Here is a 20,148-nt window from a genome sequence, read left to right as displayed (position 1 = left end):
TTAACCTTGCGGTCGTACTCCCCAGGCGGTGTGTTTATCGCTTTCGCTGCGACACTGAAAATAAATTTCCAACGTCTAACACACATCGTTTACGGCATGGACTACGAGGGTATCTAATCCTCTTCGCTACCCATGCTTTCGTTCCTCAGTGTCAGTAATGATCCAGAAAGCTGCCTTCGCAATTGGTATTCTTTCTAATATCTACGAATTTCACCTCTACACTAGAAATTCTGCTTTCCTCTATCATACTCTAGCTGAAAAGTTTTAATGGCAGTTCCAGAGTTAAGCTCTGGGATTTCACCACTAACTTTTTCAACCACCTACGAACTCTTTAAGCCCAGTAATTCCGAACTACGCTAGGTCCCTTCGTATTACCGCGGCTGCTGGCACGAAGTTAGCCGGACCTTCTTATTCGGGTACAGTCATTTTCTTCCCCGACGAAAGAGCTTTACAACCCAAAGGCCTTCTTCACTCACGCGGCATCGCTGCATCAGAGTTTCCTCCATTGTGCAAGATTCCCCACTGCTGCCTCCCGTAGGAGTTTGGGCCGTGTCTCAGTCCCAATGTGGCTGATCATCCTCTCAAATCAGCTATTGATCACAGTCTTGGTAGGCCATTACCCCACCAACAAACTAATCAAGTGCAGGCTCATCCAATGGTGCATAAAGCTTTCTCCGTAAAGACTTATCCGGTATTAGCACAAGTTTCCTCGTGTTATTCCAGGCCAAAGGGTAGATGCCTACATGTTACTCACCCGTCTGCCACTAAGTATTGCTACTTCGTTCGACTTGCATGTGTTAGGCGTGCCGCCAGCGTACGTTCTGAGCCATGATCAAACTCTCAAGTTTAAAAACGGCGCACACTAGCTTCCATATAAATTCTAAGAATAAAATTTATATGTGATTGAAGTGTGTACGACAAATTTTTGGTAACCTTAACCGTCCACACTTCTCTTCTTAAATTTTAACTTTTAAAATAGCTAATTGAGCAAAAAAAGCTCAATAATCCTCACTAATTTATTGTATTAACAATAATTTTACTGAGAAAGTTCAGTGCTTATAGGCTAAAAATAATGGAAATCAAGCATTTAAGAATAAATTTTTAAATAAAAACACCGCATTTTAAGGGCTTTTTTTTGATTTTTACCACTCTCTAAACTAATAATTGTGTTCACTTAAATATAAAATGTTTAAAATTCTATTGAGTAAGATTAAAAAAAACTTTCAGATTTTTGGCTTAGTTTATTTGATTCTTCTTACTGCTATCTTCACTAATTATTTTAATTCAACAAAAAAAGAGAATTTAGAAATCCATAATAATTTTATTGATAATGTCTACTTTAAAAAAACACTTACACACATAGTTGAAAACCTTGAACCAAAATACAAAAAAATAAAACATAAAATAAAATCTGGCGAAACATTTGATAAAATTTTAGAGAATTATCAAATACAAAAAAAGGAAATATCAGAAATAAAAAATGCTTTAAAAAAAAAAGTTAATCTTAATAAATTGAATACTAAACAAATTATTGAGTTCAGCTTAGATAAAACCAATAATCAAATTAATGAATTTACTTTTCAAATATCAAATAAACAAAAAATATTTTTAGTAAGAGATAATTCTAAAAATACTTTTAATGATGAAATTATATCAATTAAATTGGAAAAAAAAATAGTTTACAAAGAAAACTTAATTTTACAAAGTCTATATAAAGCTGCAACAGACGAAAAAATACCAGCAAATATAATAATTGAATTTGCTAGGATATATGGTTTTCAAGTCGACTTCCAAAGAGATATAAGAAAACAAGATAAGTTTCAAATAATGTATGAAGTTTTCCTAAATGATAAAAATAAAATCATTGAGACAGGAGAAATACTTTTTGCTAATTTAAGATTAAGTGGGCAAGATAATGGACTTTATTATTTTGATAAAGAGGGAAGTGAAGGACATTATGATAAAAATGGTAAGAGTGTTAAAAAAGCTTTAATGAAAACTCCAATTAATGGAGCAAGACTTTCATCTTCCTTTGGTATGAGAAAACATCCTATAGATGGATACAATAAAATGCATAGAGGTACCGATTTTGCTGCACCAACAGGAACACCTATAATGGCATCTGGTGACGGTGTTGTAAAAAAAGCTGGATGGTGTGGTGGAGGTGGTAACTGTGTAAAAATAAGACATAACTCAACTTATCAAACAGTGTATGCTCACATGTCAAAGTTTGCTCGTGGTATTAAAGCAGGAGTAAGAGTAAAACAAGGTCAAACAATAGGTTACGTTGGTTCTACCGGTAAGTCTACTGGACCTCATTTACATTACGAAGTGATTGTTAACGGAAAAAAAGTTAATTCTCAAAAACTAAAGCTTCCTTCTGGTAAAATTTTGAAGGGTAAGGAAAGAAAATTATTTGAAACAAATAAAATTAAACTAGATGTTCTTAAATCAGAAAAAATTATAGGTTTAAATTAATTGGCCTCTGCTGTTGTTTCAACTTGAATATCTAAGTTAGAATTGTCTTTTAAATTTTTTTCAGAAACATCAACGTTTTCTGATGGCTTATTTGTTTCTTTTCCATTTTCATCAGATTTCTCTTCAAAATTTCTCTCTTTTTTGAAACTTTCTCTTTCATTTAGTATTCTCGTGAAATGATCAGCATGCTGAAGGTAATTTTCAGAGAGAATTTTGTCACCATTTGACAAAGCTTCTCTAGCTAGATCATTGTACTTTTCGATCAGTTTTGGTGCATTGTGATTATTTCTTCCTGGTGACTTTCTTTTAAAATTATCACTATTAGAAAAATTTGAACTAAATTTCTGCCTGTCACCATTAGATTTAAAATTTCTATCGTTTCTTCTAAAATTATTTCTTCTATTGTTGTTATTGCTGTTATTCCTAAATGTTACCATGATTTAAATAATTATATTTTTGTGCAGATTATGCATCGATCATTATAAGCAAGATCTTTTAGAGCACTATTTATATAAAAACCCTCTTTATTTAATAATTTAATTACTTTATTTTTTTGATCAAAACCAATCTCTAAAATAAATTTACCATTTTTTTTAATCAGCTCAGATGATTTTTTAATAACTTTTCTGATTTCTGATAAACCATCCAATCCACCATCTAGTGCTATTTTTGGTTCAAACCTAGCAATTCCTTTATCCAAATATTTTATAATATGTTTTTTAATATAAGGAGGATTAGAAACTATCAAATCATATTTGCCCAAACTAAATTTGTCAACATTAGATTTATATAATTTAAGTCTAGAGTGAACATTTAAACTAATAGCATTCATATTAGCTATTTTTAAACAATTTTTGCTTATATCTATTCCAGTGCCATAAAAATCTTTTCTCTCTCTTAATATTGACAAAAGTATACATCCAGATCCTATGCCTATATCTAAAATACTAAGTTTACTTTTATTTTTTGTTAATTTTAAAATATTTTCAACAATTAGCTCAGTATCAGGACGAGGAATTAAAGTATCTTCTGTTACAAAAAATTCTGAATTCCAAAATAACTTTTTATTAGTTAAATACGATACCGGCTTACCTTCAGACCTTTCATTAATTAGTTTTTGAAATGTATTTAAATTTATTTCTTCTATTTTTTTTTGAGAATTAAGTATTAAGTATTTTTTATCTTTATTAATTGCTTTTGACATTAAAATTTCTGAATCCAAATAAGGATTTAAACAAAATTTATCTTTTAAAATTTTAGCACCTTGAGTTATTGCTGATTGAATATTCATTTATTTTAAATTACTTAAACTTTCTTCTTGTGCTTGCAGTGTAAGTGACTCTATCATTTCATCAAAAGCTTCACCCTCAAGAAATTCCTCTAATTTATGCAAAGTTAAATTTATTCTGTGATCTGTAACTCTACCCTGAGGAAAATTATAAGTTCTAATTCTTTCTGATCTATCTCCAGTACCAATTTTAGTTTTTCTATCTTGTGATCTTTCTTGATCAATTCTTGATCTTTCAAGTTCATATAATCTTGCTCTTAAAATTTTCATTCCTTTTGCTTTATTTTTGTGCTGCGATTTTTCATCTTGTTGAGAAACTGATAAACCAGTGGGTATATGAGTTATTCTAACAGCACTATCTGTTGTGTTAACTGATTGACCTCCTGGACCACCTGCTCGAAAAACGTCAATTCTTAAGTCAGAGTCGTTTATTTTTAAATCTACTTCTTCAGCTTCAGGTAATACAGCAACAGTAGCTGCAGATGTATGCACTCTTCCTTGAGTTTCGGTATCTGGAACTCTTTGAACTCTATGTACACCACTCTCATATTTTAATGTTGAATATATATTTGTACCTTTAATAAATGCAATCACCTCTTTTAAGCCCCCAGCATCACTTCTTGAAATAGAAATAAGTTCTAATGACCACTTTTTTTTATGACTTACTTTTTCATACATTTTGAAAAGGTCTGAAGCAAATAAACTTGCCTCTAGTCCACCAGTTCCAGCTCTTATTTCTATTATTGCATTTTTTTTATCTGCTTCATCTTTTGGCAGTAGAAATAATTTTAATTTTTTTTCGTTGATTTCGTGTTGAGATTTCAAATCAACAAGTTCTAACTCAGCCATATTTTTTAATTCTTTATCTGAAGAGTTGTCCTCTAATATTTTCTCTAATTCTTGTTTTTCATTTTCGAACGATAAATATTTTTTAGCATTAAAAATTATTTCATTAACATCCGAATATTCTTTTGACTTTTCGGCAAATGCTTTATTATCTAAACTTCCTGATGATAGATCTTTTTCTAGTGCAGAATGTTTTGTAATTAATTCTTCGATGGTCTTTGTTGGTATCATTGTTAATTTTCTAATTCAGAGGCCTTTTTTTCAACTTCTGCTACTACTTTATTAACTATATCATTAGTTGTTACTTTCTCACTTTGCACTCCAGATAAATAAAGCATATTATTACCTTTTCCACCTCCAGTTATTCCAATATCAGTTAAAGCAGCCTCACCAGGTCCATTTACAACACAGCCAATTATAGATAGGGTAATTGGAGTTTTTATGTGGGATAACTTTTCCTCTAAAATTTTAACTATATCAATAACTTGAAATGCTTGTCTTGCACAAGACGGACAAGAAATTATTTTAACACCTCTATTTCGTAATCCTAAAGATTTAAGTATTTCATTTCCAATCTTAACCTCTTTTACAGGATCATCTGACAAAGAAACTCTTAAGGTGTCACCTATTCCATCTAATAGCAATGAACCTAGTCCTATTGAAGACTTAACGCTTCCTGATACAAAACTTCCAGCTTCAGTTATTCCAAGATGAAGAGGATAATCTGTAGCGTCCGAAAGCAGTCTGTAAGCTGCAATCGACAAAAATACATCAGAGGACTTTACGCTTATCTTGAAATTAAAAAAATCTTGATCTTCTAATATTTTAATGTTTCTTTTTGCACTCTCTACTAATGCCTCAGGGCATGGCTCTTTATACTTTTCTAGAATATCTTTTTCTAAAGAACCTGCATTAACTCCTATTCGGATTGAACAATCATTATTTTTTGCTGCACTTAAGACCTCATGAATTTTATTTTTATCACCAATATTTCCAGGATTTATTCTTAAACATTTCGCTCCATTTTCTGCAGCCTCTATAGCTCTTTTATAATGAAAATGAATATCTGCAATTACAGGTATTTGAACATTTTTTGTAATTTCTTTTAAGGCTTTTGAAGAGTCTTCATCTGGACAAGAAACTCTTACCAGATCAGCACCCTCTTCATAAATTTTATTTATTTGTTCTATAGTAGCTGAAATATCTGTAGTCAAAGTATTAGTCATTGATTGAACTGATATTGGATTGTCACCACCAACTTTAACACTACCAACGTTAATTACTTTAGTTTTTTTTCGATTTATATTTCTAAATGGTCTTACATTCATAAGTTTAATCTAGTTTAAATTCTTTATGAAGAGCAGCTATTGCTTTTTTTACATTTTTTGATGAAACTAATACTGAAATTTTAATTTCAGATGTTGATATAACTAAAATATTTATTTTTTTTGAAGCTAAAGCTTGAAACATCCTGTAAGTAATTCCAGGTGTAGTAATCATTCCAACTCCAATTATAGAAACTTTGGAAAGATTTTTATCAAAAGAAAGTTTTTTATAAGATATCGATTTATTTTGCTTAATTAATTTCTCAGTTTTTTTCAGATCATCAGATTTAATTGTAAAAGTTAAGTCAGTATCTTTTCCATTTTGAGAAATATTTTGTACAACCATATCAACATTAATCAAATTTCTTGATAGTGGTCTAAAAACTGAAGCAGCAACACCAGGTCTATCTTTAACTCCTACAATTGTGATCTTGGCATCATTTTTAGTTGAAGATATCCCGGTAATTATTTGATCACTAAAGGCCTTTTTAGAGCCTGTTATTAATGTACCTGGTTTATTATCAAATGAAGATTTAACTTTAATATCAATGTTGTTTAACTTTGCATCTTGAACCGATGTTGGTTGCATCACTTTTGATCCTAAAGATGCCATTTCTAACATCTCATCATAAAATATTTTTTTAATTTTCTTTGCTTTTTTATGTTGTCTTGGATCAGTAGTATAAACACCATCAACATCTGTATAAATAATACATTCATCAGCTTTTATAAATTTTGCTAACATTATTGCAGTGGCATCAGAACCACTTCTTCCTATTGTGGTAATTCTATTTTCATTATTAATTCCTTGAAAACCAGTAATAATTGGGATCCCACCTTGTTTCACATAATTATTTAATTCTTTTGTAATTATCTTATTTATTCTCGCTCCAGCATAAGGTCCATCGGTAATTATTGGTAATTGCCAAGAAACCCATGACCTAGACTTAAAACCATCATGAGTAAGTCTTCCTGCAATTAAAGCACATGAAACCTGTTCACCGGTAGAGACAAGCGCATCATATTCAGATCTGCTAAAATTATTACTAATTTGCTTCGATTTTTTTACAAGCTCATTGGTCACTCCACTCATTGCAGATGAAATCACCAAAACTCTATTTTTTTTCTTTTTATAAGCAGCTATAATTTTACATACTTTTTTTATTCTATCTATACTGCCAACAGAAGTTCCACCAAATTTTAGTACAACAGTTTTCATGATCAGTTGAATTAATATAATTTAATTATAAATTGATAAAGTACATCTTAATTGTTATGTCAACTAATTATATATTATGAACAGTATTAATAAAAAAGAAATAGAAAAATTTTCAAATATGGCAGCCGAATGGTGGGATCCAGAAGGAAAATTTAAACCTCTTCATAAATTTAATCCTATAAGAATAAAATACATAAAAGAAAATATAATTAAGGAATTTCAACTTAAAAATAAAAAATATCCTCTTTCTGGAATAAATGTCCTTGATATTGGATGTGGAGGTGGATTGTTATCTGAGCCCATGTGTAGATTAGGAGCTAATGTTACTGCAATCGATGCTTCAAATAAAAATATTGCTATAGCAAGCTTACATGCAAAAAAAAATAATCTAAAAATAAACTATATATGTTCATCTCCTGAAAAACTAAAAACAACAAAAAAATTTGATGTAATTTTGAACATGGAGATTGTTGAACATGTTGAGGATGTTGATTTTTTTTTAAAATCATGTGCTAATCTTTTAAAAAAAAATGGATTAATGTTTGTTGCAACTATAAATAAAACCTTAAAATCATATATATTTGCAATTGTTGGTGCAGAATATGTTTTGAGATGGCTTCCTATTGGCACCCATGAATGGGAAAAGTTTGTTAAGCCTGAAGAATTAAAAAGTATACTAATCAAAAATAATCTTAATCTAAAAAAAATTGATGGAATGAATTTTAGCATTCTGAAGGATGAATGGAATGTTTCTAAAGATTTATCAGTAAATTATATAGCTGAATTTAAGAAAAACTAATTTTCTTTTTCATCAACCCAAGGAATTAATTGTGTATCTATGCCCTCTTCTTTGAGCTCTTTAATGTCTTTCTGAGAGGCTTTACCATATATACCTTTTGTAGGTTTCTTACTGTTGTAGTGAATAGATCTAGCTTCATATGCAAAATTATCCCCAACGTACTCAAAATTATCTTTTATAAACTTTTGGTAATTCTTAATTGTCTTTTTAATTTTTTTGTACTTCTGAGTATCAAATTTTTCTTCATTTTTAGCTTTTCTACTTATTAGCTGAGGAGCCATTAATGTTTTTTCAACTTTTTCAGAATTACAGTTGTGACAGATTAAAAGTTTTTTCTTTTTTAATTTTTCATATTCTGATGAAGAAGAGAACCAACTATCAAACTTTAATTCACAATCGTTGCACAAAAGTTTATATTTTATCATAGTATAGAATTAGTTATCAAAATTTATATTTCAATATAGTTAACTTCTATAATCAGCATTAATCTCAACATAATTTTTTGTAAAATCCATAGTAAAAGCAGTAAAGCTTTTAGTACCAGTAAACAAATCTACAGTGATATCTATATTTTCACCTTTCATATATTCTGCTAATAATTTTTCATCGTAGTTCTTGTGTAATTTTCCACCCTGAATTATTTGATAATTTCCAAATTTAAAACCTAATTTATTTAAATTTATTTTTGGTCCAGCTTTTCCTATTGCCATCACTATTCGTCCCCAGTTTGGATCTTCACCCGCAATAGCTGTTTTTACCAAAGCTGAATTTGCTATTGAGAAAGCAATCGTCTTTGCATCTTGTTCGCTTTTGCTTTTATTAATATTTATAGTGACAAATTTTGATGCCCCTTCTCCATCAGAAACTACTCTCTTAGCTAAATTTAACAAAACATTGTTTAATGCTTTGTCAAATTTTTTTAGTTTTATATCATTAATACTTATAATATTTGAATTGTTTGCTTTATTTGTTGCAAAAATACTAACCATATCATTTGTGCTAGTGTCTCCATCACACGAGATAGCATTAAATGTATTTGTAATATTTTTTTTTAATAATTTACTTAAAATATCATTTGATAAGTTGGCATCTGTAAATATGTATGCCAAGGTGGTTCCCATATTTGGAAATATCATACCCGAACCTTTGGCGACACCATAAATTTTTACTTCTTTATCTCCAATTTTACATTCTTCCATCGCAAGTTTTGGTTTTGTATCAGTGGTCATTATTCCTAAGGCTGCTTTCATCCAAAGAAATTTGTTTTGTGTGTAGTTAATTTTTTTAATCAAGTTTGGAATTTGATCTAATATCTTTTGACATGGAAAAGTTTCACCTATCGTACCTGTACATCCAAAAATAATTTCTTTTGAAGTAATTTTCTTTGGATAATCTTCATCTTCAACTTGTTTTTTTGATAATTGCTCAGAAGCTAAATCAGCAATTTTTGCAAGACTTTCGTAACCTTGTTTACCTGTGAAAGCATTTGCATTTCTAGTATTTACAATAAGAGAATAAATTTTTTTTGATTTTTGATTAAGATTCCATTTAATATTTTCTGAGATAATTTTTGACTTAGTATAGACAGAGGCATGATTTGCACCATCTCTAAAGTAAAACATTACTAAATCATCTCTTTTAGTTTTATATAAATCTGCACTTAGAGCTGAAATAGATAAGCCATCTATATGGTCAAGGTCCTGGAAATCCATCATTCTGGTATTTTTTGATTTCGAGGTTAAAAAATTTGTTAAATTAATACCCATGATATTTAAAATAATTGTTTAATACATATATTAAACAATATATTTAAAGAATAAATCAAATAGTCATGTTTAACCCACTTAACCTAATTACAAAATTTATCAAATCTAGTAACCAAAAAGAACTAGATAGAATTGGAAAAATTGTAGAAAAAATAAATTCATACGAGGAACAATTCATAAAATTAAGCGATACAGACTTTCCAAAAAAAACAGTTGAATTTAAAAATCAATTAAAAAATGGAAAAAGTTTAGAGGAAATTCTACCTGAAGCATTTGCACTAGTAAGAGAAGCTGCAAAAAGAACAAGACAAGAAAGACACTTTGATGTTCAACTTATTGGGGGAGTAGTTCTTCACGAAGGTAAAATTGCTGAAATGAGAACAGGTGAAGGAAAAACACTCACTATTGCTTTAGCAGCTTATTTAAATGCGCTATCTGAAAATGGCGTTCATATAGTAACAGTTAATGATTACTTAGCAAAAAGAGATTCGATGGAAATGGGTCTCATATATAATTTTCTAGGTCTTACTTCTGGATTTATAAATAACGACCAAGATGATCTAGAAAGAAAGAAAAACTACAATTGTGACATTACTTATGCAACCAATAGTGAATTAGGCTTTGATTATCTAAGAGATAACATGAAGTTTTCTCAAAAAGAGATGGTTCAAAGATCTCATGTATTTTCAATTGTAGATGAAATAGACTCCTGTTTAATTGATGAAGCAAGAACTCCACTAGTAATTTCTGGAGCTGCGGAAGATAAAACCGCTCAATACTTAACAATAGATAAACTTGTTAAAATTTTAAATAACAAAGATTTTGAAATAGATGAGAAAGAAAAAAATATACTTTTAACAAACGAGGGTATTAATAATGTTGAAAAACTTTTTTCTAATGCAGGTATTCTAAAAAATGAGAATTTTTATGACCCAGAAAATCTTCATTTAGTTCACCACGTAAACCAAGCACTCCGTGCAAATCACTTGTTTGAAAAAGGAAAGGATTACATAGTAAAAGATGGAGTTCTTAAAATTATAGATGAATTAACTGGTAGAATTTTAGAAGGAAGAAGATTTGGAGATGGACTTCATCAAGCTCTTGAAGCTAAAGAAAAAATTCAGATACAAGCTGAAAATCAAACTTTAGCATCTATAACCTATCAAAATTATTTTAAACTATATAAGAAAATATCAGGTTGCACCGGTACTGCAGTCACTGAGTCTGAGGAATTTTTTGAGATATACAATCTTTCAGTAGTAGTAATACCAACAAATAAAGAAATGATCCGAAAGGACTATAATGATTTGATCTTTAGAACTGAAAAAGAAAAAAATGATGCAATAATTAATAAGATCATTGAAAAACACGAAATTGGTCAACCAATTTTGGTTTTCACATCTAGTATCAACAAATCTGAAGTTTATTCTAAATTATTAAATGAAAAAAAAATTAAACACGTAGTTTTAAATGCAAAGAACCATGAAAATGAAGCTGAAATTATTGCAAATGCTGGAAAAGAAAAATCTTTGATAATTACAACCAGTATTTCTGGTAGAGGTGTTGACATCCAGCTTGGTGGAAAAAAAGGATCAATACCTGATGATCAGTTAAAAATAGATAAAGAAAAAATTAAATCTCTAGGTGGCTTATTTGTAATTGGTACAGAAAGAATGGAGTCTAGAAGAGTGGATAATCAAGCAAGAGGAAGAGCTGGACGACAGGGAGATGAAGGTAGTTCTGTATTTTATGTAAGTTTAGAAGATGATTTGATGAGAATTTTTGGCTCAGAGTCTATGAATAATATGCTTGAAAAACTTGGTTTAAAAGATGGTGAAAGTATTGATCACCCTTGGATCAATAAAGCATTAGAAAGAGCTCAGCAAAAAGTTGAGGCCAGAAATTTTGATATCAGAAAAACACTTATCAAATTTGATAATGTTTTGAACGACCAAAGACATGTTGTATTTTCTCAAAGAAAGAACGCGATGAATAGTGAAAATATTTTCGATTATTCTGACGAATTTTTAAAAGAAATATCAGAAGACTTGATAAAATTAAAAATTCAAAATCTATCTAATCCAAAAAGTAATGAATTTAACAATAAAGTTAGGCAAATTGTTGGGAAAAGTTTTAATGATACTGAACTTGAAAGTTTAATTTCTGCAAAAGATAATGTTCTGAAAGAGCAAATATCCTCAAAATTTAATGAAGCACGTAATGAAAGAATTAAAGTTCTAGACGAGCAGCATGCAAAAGAAATTGAAAAAAGAATATTTTTGCAAACAATAGATTTGAATTGGAAATCACATATACAATATTTAGAACAACTTAGACAAGTAATTGGATTAAGATCTTATGGTCAAAGAGATCCTTTAGTTGAATATAAAAAAGAAGCTTTTGATTTATTTTCAAATTTATTAGAAAAACTAAAATTAGACTACGTTACAATTCTAATGAATTTAAAAGTTATAACAGAAGAAAGATCTTCCAATGAGGAAAGAGTAAATCCAAAACCACAAAGCAAAAAAATGGGAAGAAATGAACCATGCTTCTGTGGATCGGGCAAGAAATTTAAACATTGCCATGGAGCTTTGTAATTCTTAAAAAAGAAAAAATAAGGAAGCCATCAATAATAAACCAGCACCAATACCAAATAATAATTTTTTTGATTTAAAAATGTTATCAAAGTTATTTTTCTTAATGGTCAAATTGCTTAAATCTTCTACATTGTTCATAAAACCATCATTTCTTCCAATTTTTAAAAATTTATTTTTTCTTTCATTCATTATATCTTCTGACGTCATTTCTTTATATTGATCTAAATTTTTAGAAATATATTTTCTAACATTGTCTAACATCAAGTCTCTATCCCTGTGAGCACCACCTAAAGGTTCTGGGATTATTTCATCAATAACTTTTAATTTTAATAAATCTTTTGCGGAAAGCTTCATTGCTTTTGCTGCATCAAGCATTTTTTTTGGATCTCTCCATAGTATAGTTGCACAGCCTTCAGGAGATATTACTGAATAAATTGCATTTTCCAGCATAACAACTTTATTAGATGATGCTAATGCAATCGCACCACCTGATCCACCCTCACCTATAATTATTGCAATAGTTGGGACTTTAAGTTCCATGCAACATTCAATTGATTTTGCTATTGCCTCAGCTTGACCCCTTTCCTCTGCACCAACTCCTGGATAAGCACCTGGCGTATCTATAAAAGAGATAATTGGAATATTAAATTTATTTGCTAAACTCATTAATCGAATAGTTTTTCTATAACCCTCAGGTCTCATCATCCCAAAATTTCTTTGAATTCTACTATCCAAATCTTCACCCTTTTCTTGGCCGATAACCAAAACCGAATAACCATTGAATTTTGCAAAACCTGTAATCACAGATTTATCTTCACCATAATAACGGTCTCCAGATAGAGAAATAAAATCTTCGAATAAATTATCTATGAAAAATTTAGATTTTGGTCTGTCTTCATGCCTTGCAACCATGGTGGTTTGCCATGGATCTAGGTTTGAATATATATCATTTAATTTTTGATCTAACTCAACTTGTGTTTTTGAAATTTTTTGCGTATCTACTTCTGACAATCCCTCTTGATTATAGGGATCTTTTAATTTTTCCAATTCTGTCTCTAAATCTTTAATCTCAGTTTCAAAATTAAGATAATTTTTCATAATATGGTTATAGCGGATGGTTAATTCATAAAAAAGGCAATAAAATGATATTTAATTTAAGGTGTAATTGTTATTAATTGACTCTTTTCTAGAAGAAGATACATATTTTGCTGTCGGGAGAGACTAATAGATTTAGCACCGAAGGAGCAACCACCCCGGAAACTCTCAGGTAAAAAGGACCGATAGTTGCATAACACTCTGGAAAGAGAATTAATTCCGCCGAAGGAGCAAAACTCTCAGGCAAAAATACAGATGGGGTAATTTAGGTGATATGCAAGAAAAATATATAAATATAAATACTTTAAAAGTATCTGAAAAACTTTCTCAATTTATTAGCGACGAACTATTAAAAGAAACAGATATATCTGTTGATAATTTTTGGTCAGGCTTCGAGAAAACAGTTAATGAATTAGCACCTAAAAATAAAGAATTAATAAAATTTAGAGAATACTTACAAAAACAAATAGACAATTGGCATATAAAAAATAAGGGAAATGAATTTAATTTGTCAGAATATAAAAAATTTCTTATAGAAATCGGTTATTTGAAAGAAGAAGGTGATGATTTTGAAATATCAACTCAAAATGTTGATGAGGAAATAACAAGTATTGCTGGACCTCAACTTGTTGTACCAGTAATGAATGCGAGATACGCATTAAATGCTGCTAATGCTAGATGGATGAGCTTATACGATAGTCTGTATGGAACAGATGTAATTGAACAATCAGAAGATAGTGTATCTGAAAGATACGACCCATTAAGAGGTGAGATGGTAATAAAATATGGAAGAGATTTTTTAGATAAATATTTTCCTTTAGCAGGATTGAGTTGGCAAAAAATTACAAGTTTTGCCGTTAAGTATGGAAAATTTAAAGCTTTAAAAGGTGCTGATATTTATGATTTGGTAGATGAGAATAAATTTATTGGCCATAGAGGTGAAGCTGACAACCCGTCTGCTATAATTTTAAAAAATAACAATTTACATATAGAAATTTTAAAAGACTCAAGAGCTTTTGCTGCTCAACAAGATCATGCTGGCATCAGTGACATAATTTTAGAATCTGCGGTGTCAACTATCTGTGATAACGAAGATAGTGTAGCTGCGGTAGATGCAGAAGATAAAATTGTTTGTTACAGAAATTGGCTAGGTCTAATGAAAGGTGATCTAAAATCAAAATTTGAAAAAGAAGGAAAATTATTTGAAAGAAAACTTAACCCTAATAGAAGCTATATTTCAAAAGATGGAAAAGGTTTAAAGCTTCATGGAAGAAGTTTGCTGCTAGTTAGAAATGTTGGTCACTTAATGACTAATCCTTCAATAATTTTAAAAGATGGAAGTGAAGTTCCAGAAGGAATAATGGATGCGTTCATTACTACAGCTGCAGCCCTTCATGATATTAAGAAAAAAACCAATTCAAGAACTGGTTCTATTTATATCGTGAAACCAAAAATGCATGGACCAGATGAAACTGCATTTACTGATTTGCTTTTCTCAAAAGTTGAAGAAGTTTTAGGTTTACCAAAATACACCTGCAAGATTGGAATAATGGATGAAGAAAGAAGAACCTCAGCTAATTTAAAAGAGTGCATTAGGTCGTTAAAAAACAGAGTTTTCTTTATAAATACAGGTTTTCTTGACAGAACTGGTGATGAAATGCACACCTCTATGGAAGCTGGTCCAATGATTAAAAAAGGTGACATGAAAACTTCAAAATGGATTTCAGCATATGAAAATAACAATGTTGATATTGGTTTAAAATGTGGATTTTCTGGAAAAGCTCAAATTGGAAAAGGAATGTGGGCAATGCCTGATAAAATGAAAGATATGATGGAGCAAAAAACTGGACATTTAAAATCAGGTGCAAATTGTGCATGGGTTCCATCTCCAACTGCTGCAGCTTTGCATTCGCTACATTATCATGAAATAAATATTTTTGAAGAACAACAAAAAATTAAAAATAGAAAACAAGCAAAGCTTGATGATCTTTTAACAATACCTACTGCTGATAGACCAAATTGGTCTGTAGATGAGATTAATAAAGAAATTTCTAACTCAGCTCAAACTTTATTGGGTTATGTAGTCAGATGGATCGATCAAGGAGTTGGATGCTCCAAAGTACCAGATATAAATAACGTAGGTTTGATGGAAGATAGAGCTACACTTAGAATTTCATCTCAACATATTGCAAATTGGATACATCACGGAATTACAACAAAAATTCAAGTTGTAGAAATTCTTAAAGACATGGCTAAAATTGTAGATGATCAAAATAAAAATGACTCTAATTACGTAAGAATGAGTGATAACTTTGAAAATTCAATTGCATTTCAAACTGCTTGTGATTTGGTGTTTAAAGGAAAAGAACAACCATCTGGTTATACTGAACCTTTACTGCATTTAAATAGACTTAGTAAAAAGTCTAATCTGAATTAGAAACTAAGTTAGACCGATTTTTAAAAGCAGAAAATAAAGTCCCGTCGTCTAAACTTTCAATTTCACCACCTACAGGTAGCCCTTGTGCAAGTTTTGTAATTTTTACATTAGAATTCTTTAAGCTGTCTTGAATGTAGTAAGCAGTAGTTTGACCTTCAACAGTTGCACTTGTGGCTAATATAACTTCTTCAATTTTATCTCGATTAACTCTCTCAACCAGCGAATTTACAAGTAAATCTTCTTTTCTTTGACCTACTGATGAAATGGTGCCTCCCAGGATATGAAAATACCCTTGATAAATATTTGAATTTTCAATCGACCATTGATCAGCAATGTCTTCTACAACACAAATCTTTGAATATTTATTTTTTGTATTTTCACAATTTATACATCCAGCTGAAATTGATTTAAGTGAACCACAAGAATTACATCTGGTTACATTTTTATAAACTTGAGCCAATGTGTTTGCCATTGGTTTTACTAATTCATCGCGGTTATTAATGAGTTTTAAAACAATCCTTTTGGCAGATTTTGGTCCTAAACCTGGAAGCTTTGAAATTAATTTTATTAATTCCTCAATCTCGTTAATATTTTGCATCTACTATAGTGGCCACTTAAAACCAGGTATTCCAAATCCACCTGTAGCTTTTGATATCTCTTCTGATGTTTTCGACTTTAATTGTGATTTGGCGTTATTATGTGCAGCTACAATTAAATCTTCTATTATTGATTTGTCTTCTTTCATTATTTCATCTGATAGTTTAATTGATTGCATTTCACCTTCTCCATCCAAGACGATTTTTGCCGAATTTGAGCCAGAAACCCCCTCAACTCTAATCTCCTTAATTTTTTGCTGACTCTCTTTCATTTTTGCTTCAAGTTCTTTTGCTTTGTCTAATATTTTATTAAAATCAGTCATTATCTTTATCCTCCTTAGTTATCGATTTAACATCTACTAGTTCTGCATCAGGAAAATTTTCCATAAAGTTTTTATAAATTTCAGTTTGTTTAGCTTTTTCAATTAATATTTTTTTTTCATTTTCTTTCTTTTCTCTAATTGAGAGATCTCCTTTTGATTTACTAAGTGTGATAATCCATCTTTCTTTTGTCCATTCAAAAAGCTTTGTGGAAAGATCTTTTACAAAATCTTTATCAAGGCTGTCATTAAATGAAATCTCAATCCTATTTTTTTCAAATTTAACCAAATTGATATTTTTCTCTAATTCAAATTTAAGTTTTAATTCTCTTTTACTTGTACAAATAGCAATTAATTCATCAAAAGAATTAATTTGAGTTTTGACTTCTGCTTTAACTTCAGTTTGTATTTCAGGATTCTTTTTTTCTTCTTGAGAGGTATTTTTTATTTGATCAATAATTTTAGTCTCTGTTTTTATTTCAATTTTGCTTGTTGAATTTTCTTCTTTAGTTTTTGTATCTATTTGTTTAATTTGTTTTACAGAACTTAAGTGCATTAATCTAATTAAAAACATTTCAATTGATAAATGTTGATTTGATACAATATCTAGTTCCTCTAACGACTTGATAGAAAATTGCCAAAATAAAATTAATACATCTGGTTGGATTTGATTGGAAATATTTTTTATTTTATTAAATTCTTCATCATTAAGAGAAAAATTTGTGCTTTCTAAAGTTAAAGAATTTATATTTTTAAAGTAATATAATAGCTCTAAAAAATCATTTAAAAATATTTTTGGTTCAACTCCCTGATCATATATTTTTCTATAAATTTTTATTACCTTTTCTTCTTCTCCTCTTAATATCAATTCAAATAAATCAATTAATTGTGATTTATCAAAATAACCAAAAATCTTTTGAGCAGAATTTAAATCTAGTTCTTTATCATTATCTAAACTTAATAACGCTCTATCTAATAGAGATAATGCATCTCTTACTGATCCTTCAGATATTTTTACAATTAATTTTAGAGCGTCATCCGTAACTTTTCCGTTTTCTTTATCTTTAATTTTTTTTATAAAATCTAACAGTTCAGAAGATTTAATCCTTGAAAGATCAAAACGCTGACACCTTGAAACGACTGTTATAGGAATCTTTTTTATTTCTGTTGTGGCAAATACAAATTTTAAATATGAAGGTGGTTCTTCCAATGTTTTTAGTAAAGCATTAAAAGCTTGTTTACTTAACATATGAACTTCATCGATAATAAATATTTTGTACTTTGCTGAAGTAGGCCCATATCTAGAAAACTCAATTAGATCTCTAACATCATCAACTCCTGTCTTGCTGGCCGCATCCATTTCAAGCACATCAATGTGACTTGAATTTGCAATCGACTGACAATTTTCACACAAATTATCGATACACATTTTTTCAATGCCATTTGAGCAATTCAAGGCTTTTGCTACAATTCTTGCAGTTGTAGTTTTTCCAATCCCTCTAATTCCTGTAAACAAATATGCATTAGGTACTTTGTTAGCTTTTATTGAGTTTATAATTGTTTCAGCAACAACGTCTTGACCAATAAGATCATCAAATATTTGAGGTCTATATTTAAGAGCTAGTACTTTTGAGTTATTATTCATAAATTTTTTAAGGAGACTAGAACCTGAATAACTGTCTCTACGACTGCTTCCGTTAAGATCTGGTCGGGTTCAAGCAGCATCCACCTCTAGCCTCCAAATCTATTATAGCAGTTAAAATTTCTAATCTACAAGAAAAGATTATTGTTTTTTTTGTCTCAAACTATCGGCTTCAAAAACACCTAGGACGTGAAAATCCTCACAATGTAAGCCCAGCTCTTCAAGAGATTTTTGAACCTTTGGATCTTCAATATGTCCATCTAAATCACATAAAAAAAAATAAGATTCGAAAGAATTTTTTTCAGGGTAACTTTGAAGCTTAGTAAGATTTACTCCATTGATAGCAAATCCTCCAAGCGATTGATAAAGAGCTGCAGGTTTACTTTTTAGTTTAAATAAAAATGAAGTTATATATTTTTTATTTCCAAACTCAGGTTGAGATATATTTTTTCCCATAACAAGAAACCTTGTCAAATTTCCAGTCTCGTTTTCTATATTTTTCTTAATTACATCAAGATTATAAATTTCAGCACTTAGAGATGATGCTATTGCTGCTTGTGTTTTATCTTTTGTTTTGGAAATCATTTCGGCTGATCCTGCTGTATCTGCTCTTATATGTTCAGCAATATTATTTTCTTTTATGAAATTTGAACATTGCGACAAACCCTGTGCATGAGAATAAACTTCTTTTATATCAGAAAGTTTAGCTCCCTGTTGACCTAATAAATTATGTTCGATTTTTTGAAAATGCTCTTGGTAAATATTCAATCTATGTTTAAAAATTAGATATTCGATTCCTATATTTCCTGTAATTCTGTTAGACTCTGGTATTATTATTCTACAATCAGGTTCTTCCAAGGCTTTATTAAAACAATCATCAAAAGTTTTACAAGGTAAAATTTCAGCGTCAGGATCAATTGATACTGCTGCTAAATGAGAATAGGCTCCAAATGTTCCTTGAAAATATATTTTACCCATTAGGACTTATATTCCATTATTTTTTTTAAGGCTAGATAATCTTCCTCTGTGTCAACTCCTATAGGAGCTTTGTTGGCTAGAGCAACATTTATTTTGATATTATTATCTAATGCTCTAAGTTGCTCTAATCTATTTTCAATTTCATGTTTAGATTGTGCTAATTCAACAAAGTTTTTAAGAATTTCAGATGAATAACAGTATATTCCAATATGGTGATAAATATTTAAGACATCTTGAGATTTCCTTAAAAATATTTTTGCTTTAGAAAACGGTTCATCTTCTAAATTATTTTCAGTAATAACTTTAACTATATTTTCATTTGCTAAATCTAATTTATTCTCAATTTTGGCCGCAAGGGTTCCTATTTTTGCTTTGTGATCTATCATCATTTGATTTAGGTTTACGATATCCTCTATATTTATTGCTGGCTCGTCACCCTGAAGATTCATTATAAAATCAATATTAACTAAGTTGAGTTTTTGATAAGCTTCATATATTCGGTCTGTACCAGTTTTATGCTTACTGCTAGTTAGAATGGCCTGGCCTCCGTTACTTTTCACATCATCGACTATCTCTTGATCTTCTGCAGCAACAATCACCTCTCCAATATTTGCCTCTTTTGCCCTCTTGTATACATGTGAAATAATTGAAATATCGTTGATTTTTAATAATGGTTTTCTTGGAAGTCTAGTTGCAGATAACCTAGATGGTATAATTATGAGAGTTTTCATAAATCACAAATTAAAATAGAGGCAAATT

Annotated in this window: 17 protein-coding genes, 1 rRNA gene and 1 riboswitch (1 of these 19 only partly in view); of the genes, 4 read left to right on the top strand and 14 right to left on the bottom strand. The window is 29.8% G+C overall.

Annotation, left to right across the window (positions count from 1 at the left end; translation table 11 throughout):
- Positions 1-848 (bottom strand): 16S ribosomal RNA (locus ACQY31_RS05840) (it extends 627 nt beyond the left edge of the window).
- Between the two features lie 337 nt (positions 849-1,185).
- Between ACQY31_RS05840 and ACQY31_RS05835 the strand changes: the two genes are divergently transcribed.
- Positions 1,186-2,478 (top strand): peptidoglycan DD-metalloendopeptidase family protein, encoded by a 1,293-nt coding sequence (locus tag ACQY31_RS05835; protein ID WP_428079375.1) that lies wholly within the window; start codon positions 1,186-1,188, stop codon positions 2,476-2,478.
- Here ACQY31_RS05835 and ACQY31_RS05830 read toward each other — a convergent pair.
- The 5 genes from ACQY31_RS05830 to ACQY31_RS05810 are packed head-to-tail and all read right to left on the bottom strand — an operon-like array spanning position 2,475 to position 7,156.
- Positions 2,475-2,915, bottom strand: a complete 441-nt coding sequence (locus ACQY31_RS05830; RefSeq protein ID WP_428079373.1) for a DUF4167 domain-containing protein — start codon at positions 2,913-2,915, stop codon at positions 2,475-2,477. The genes ACQY31_RS05835 and ACQY31_RS05830 overlap by 4 nt on opposite strands.
- An 11-nt stretch (positions 2,916-2,926) precedes the next feature.
- Positions 2,927-3,769, bottom strand: coding sequence for a peptide chain release factor N(5)-glutamine methyltransferase (gene prmC / locus ACQY31_RS05825; protein WP_428079372.1), 843 nt, complete (start codon positions 3,767-3,769; stop codon positions 2,927-2,929).
- Complete coding sequence (prfA, locus tag ACQY31_RS05820; RefSeq protein WP_428079370.1) at positions 3,770-4,843, bottom strand: peptide chain release factor 1; 1,074 nt, start codon at positions 4,841-4,843, stop codon at positions 3,770-3,772.
- Between the two features lie 2 nt (positions 4,844-4,845).
- Positions 4,846-5,940, bottom strand: coding sequence for a flavodoxin-dependent (E)-4-hydroxy-3-methylbut-2-enyl-diphosphate synthase (gene ispG, locus ACQY31_RS05815; protein ID WP_428079367.1), 1,095 nt, complete (start codon positions 5,938-5,940; stop codon positions 4,846-4,848).
- Positions 5,941-5,944: 4 nt separating this feature from the next.
- A complete protein-coding gene (locus tag ACQY31_RS05810; RefSeq protein WP_428079365.1) occupies positions 5,945-7,156 on the bottom strand; it encodes an aspartate kinase in 1,212 nt (403 codons plus the stop codon).
- A gap of 76 nt (positions 7,157-7,232) precedes the next feature.
- On the opposite strand from ACQY31_RS05810, the gene ubiG reads away from it, so the two are divergent.
- Positions 7,233-7,955: a bifunctional 2-polyprenyl-6-hydroxyphenol methylase/3-demethylubiquinol 3-O-methyltransferase UbiG gene (gene ubiG, locus ACQY31_RS05805; protein ID WP_428079364.1), complete on the top strand. Its 723-nt coding sequence runs from the start codon at positions 7,233-7,235 to the stop codon at positions 7,953-7,955.
- On the opposite strand, the gene ACQY31_RS05800 is transcribed toward ubiG, so the two are convergent.
- Positions 7,952-8,380 carry a DUF1178 family protein gene (locus tag ACQY31_RS05800; protein WP_428079362.1) on the bottom strand — a complete coding sequence of 143 codons (429 nt, stop codon included), beginning with the start codon at positions 8,378-8,380 and terminating at the stop codon, positions 7,952-7,954. The two genes, ubiG and ACQY31_RS05800, sit on opposite strands and share 4 nt — an antisense overlap.
- 39 nt (positions 8,381-8,419) lie before the next feature.
- A complete protein-coding gene (argJ, locus tag ACQY31_RS05795; RefSeq protein WP_428079360.1) occupies positions 8,420-9,721 on the bottom strand; it encodes a bifunctional glutamate N-acetyltransferase/amino-acid acetyltransferase ArgJ in 1,302 nt (433 codons plus the stop codon).
- 65 nt (positions 9,722-9,786) lie between these two features.
- Here argJ and secA point away from each other — a divergent pair, with 65 nt between their 5' ends.
- Positions 9,787-12,321, top strand: a complete 2,535-nt coding sequence (secA, locus tag ACQY31_RS05790; RefSeq protein WP_428079358.1) for a preprotein translocase subunit SecA — start codon at positions 9,787-9,789, stop codon at positions 12,319-12,321.
- A 3-nt stretch (positions 12,322-12,324) separates the two neighbouring features.
- Here the strand turns inward: secA and ACQY31_RS05785 are convergent, their stop codons facing one another.
- Positions 12,325-13,419 carry an acetyl-CoA carboxylase carboxyltransferase subunit alpha gene (locus tag ACQY31_RS05785; protein ID WP_428079357.1) on the bottom strand — a complete coding sequence of 365 codons (1,095 nt, stop codon included), beginning with the start codon at positions 13,417-13,419 and terminating at the stop codon, positions 12,325-12,327.
- Between the two features lie 104 nt (positions 13,420-13,523).
- Positions 13,524-13,611: riboswitch (glycine riboswitch) on the top strand.
- Positions 13,612-13,690: 79 nt separating this feature from the next.
- Here ACQY31_RS05785 and ACQY31_RS05780 point away from each other — a divergent pair.
- Complete coding sequence (locus ACQY31_RS05780) at positions 13,691-15,853, top strand: malate synthase G (RefSeq protein ID WP_428079355.1); 2,163 nt, start codon at positions 13,691-13,693, stop codon at positions 15,851-15,853.
- Here the strand turns inward: ACQY31_RS05780 and recR are convergent.
- The 5 genes from recR to kdsB all read right to left on the bottom strand — a co-directional run bounded on the left by recR (position 15,840) and on the right by kdsB (position 20,120).
- Positions 15,840-16,451 (bottom strand): recombination mediator RecR, encoded by a 612-nt coding sequence (gene recR, locus ACQY31_RS05775; protein ID WP_428079353.1) that lies wholly within the window; start codon positions 16,449-16,451, stop codon positions 15,840-15,842. The genes ACQY31_RS05780 and recR overlap by 14 nt on opposite strands.
- A gap of 3 nt (positions 16,452-16,454) precedes the next feature.
- Positions 16,455-16,772, bottom strand: a complete 318-nt coding sequence (locus ACQY31_RS05770) for a YbaB/EbfC family nucleoid-associated protein (protein WP_262590178.1) — start codon at positions 16,770-16,772, stop codon at positions 16,455-16,457.
- Positions 16,765-18,414, bottom strand: coding sequence for a DNA polymerase III subunit gamma/tau (gene dnaX / locus ACQY31_RS05765; RefSeq protein ID WP_428079350.1), 1,650 nt, complete (start codon positions 18,412-18,414; stop codon positions 16,765-16,767). The genes ACQY31_RS05770 and dnaX overlap by 8 nt, the downstream gene beginning before the upstream one ends.
- A 138-nt stretch (positions 18,415-18,552) precedes the next feature.
- Positions 18,553-19,389, bottom strand: coding sequence for a prephenate dehydratase domain-containing protein (locus ACQY31_RS05760; RefSeq protein ID WP_428079348.1), 837 nt, complete (start codon positions 19,387-19,389; stop codon positions 18,553-18,555).
- Positions 19,389-20,120 (bottom strand): 3-deoxy-manno-octulosonate cytidylyltransferase, encoded by a 732-nt coding sequence (gene kdsB / locus ACQY31_RS05755; RefSeq protein ID WP_428079346.1) that lies wholly within the window; start codon positions 20,118-20,120, stop codon positions 19,389-19,391. The genes ACQY31_RS05760 and kdsB overlap by 1 nt, the downstream gene beginning before the upstream one ends.
- Between the last annotated feature and the right edge of the window lie 28 nt (positions 20,121-20,148).

It is taken from the genome of Candidatus Pelagibacter sp. (genome assembly GCF_965262185.1).
Lineage (GTDB): Bacteria > Pseudomonadota > Alphaproteobacteria > Pelagibacterales > Pelagibacteraceae > Pelagibacter.
The sequence above is the reverse complement of the archived record's forward strand: the minus strand, read 5'-3'. Positions and strand labels throughout refer to the sequence as shown.

Bases quoted from the DNA above. Each gene is read 5' to 3' on its own strand.
- ACQY31_RS05835 (WP_428079375.1), top strand. From the start codon at position 1,186: ATGTTTAAAATTCTATTGAGTAAGATTAAAAAAAACTTTCAGATTTTT.
- ACQY31_RS05830 (WP_428079373.1), bottom strand. From the start codon at position 2,915: ATGGTAACATTTAGGAATAACAGCAATAACAACAATAGAAGAAATAAT.
- prmC (WP_428079372.1), bottom strand. From the start codon at position 3,769: ATGAATATTCAATCAGCAATAACTCAAGGTGCTAAAATTTTAAAAGAT.
- prfA (WP_428079370.1), bottom strand. From the start codon at position 4,843: ATGATACCAACAAAGACCATCGAAGAATTAATTACAAAACATTCTGCA.
- ispG (WP_428079367.1), bottom strand. From the start codon at position 5,940: ATGAATGTAAGACCATTTAGAAATATAAATCGAAAAAAAACTAAAGTA.
- ACQY31_RS05810 (WP_428079365.1), bottom strand. From the start codon at position 7,156: ATGAAAACTGTTGTACTAAAATTTGGTGGAACTTCTGTTGGCAGTATA.
- ubiG (WP_428079364.1), top strand. From the start codon at position 7,233: ATGAACAGTATTAATAAAAAAGAAATAGAAAAATTTTCAAATATGGCA.
- ACQY31_RS05800 (WP_428079362.1), bottom strand. From the start codon at position 8,380: ATGATAAAATATAAACTTTTGTGCAACGATTGTGAATTAAAGTTTGAT.
- argJ (WP_428079360.1), bottom strand. From the start codon at position 9,721: ATGGGTATTAATTTAACAAATTTTTTAACCTCGAAATCAAAAAATACC.
- secA (WP_428079358.1), top strand. From the start codon at position 9,787: ATGTTTAACCCACTTAACCTAATTACAAAATTTATCAAATCTAGTAAC.
- ACQY31_RS05785 (WP_428079357.1), bottom strand. From the start codon at position 13,419: ATGAAAAATTATCTTAATTTTGAAACTGAGATTAAAGATTTAGAGACA.
- ACQY31_RS05780 (WP_428079355.1), top strand. From the start codon at position 13,691: ATGCAAGAAAAATATATAAATATAAATACTTTAAAAGTATCTGAAAAA.
- recR (WP_428079353.1), bottom strand. From the start codon at position 16,451: ATGCAAAATATTAACGAGATTGAGGAATTAATAAAATTAATTTCAAAG.
- ACQY31_RS05770 (WP_262590178.1), bottom strand. From the start codon at position 16,772: ATGACTGATTTTAATAAAATATTAGACAAAGCAAAAGAACTTGAAGCA.
- dnaX (WP_428079350.1), bottom strand. From the start codon at position 18,414: ATGAATAATAACTCAAAAGTACTAGCTCTTAAATATAGACCTCAAATA.
- ACQY31_RS05760 (WP_428079348.1), bottom strand. From the start codon at position 19,389: ATGGGTAAAATATATTTTCAAGGAACATTTGGAGCCTATTCTCATTTA.
- kdsB (WP_428079346.1), bottom strand. From the start codon at position 20,120: ATGAAAACTCTCATAATTATACCATCTAGGTTATCTGCAACTAGACTT.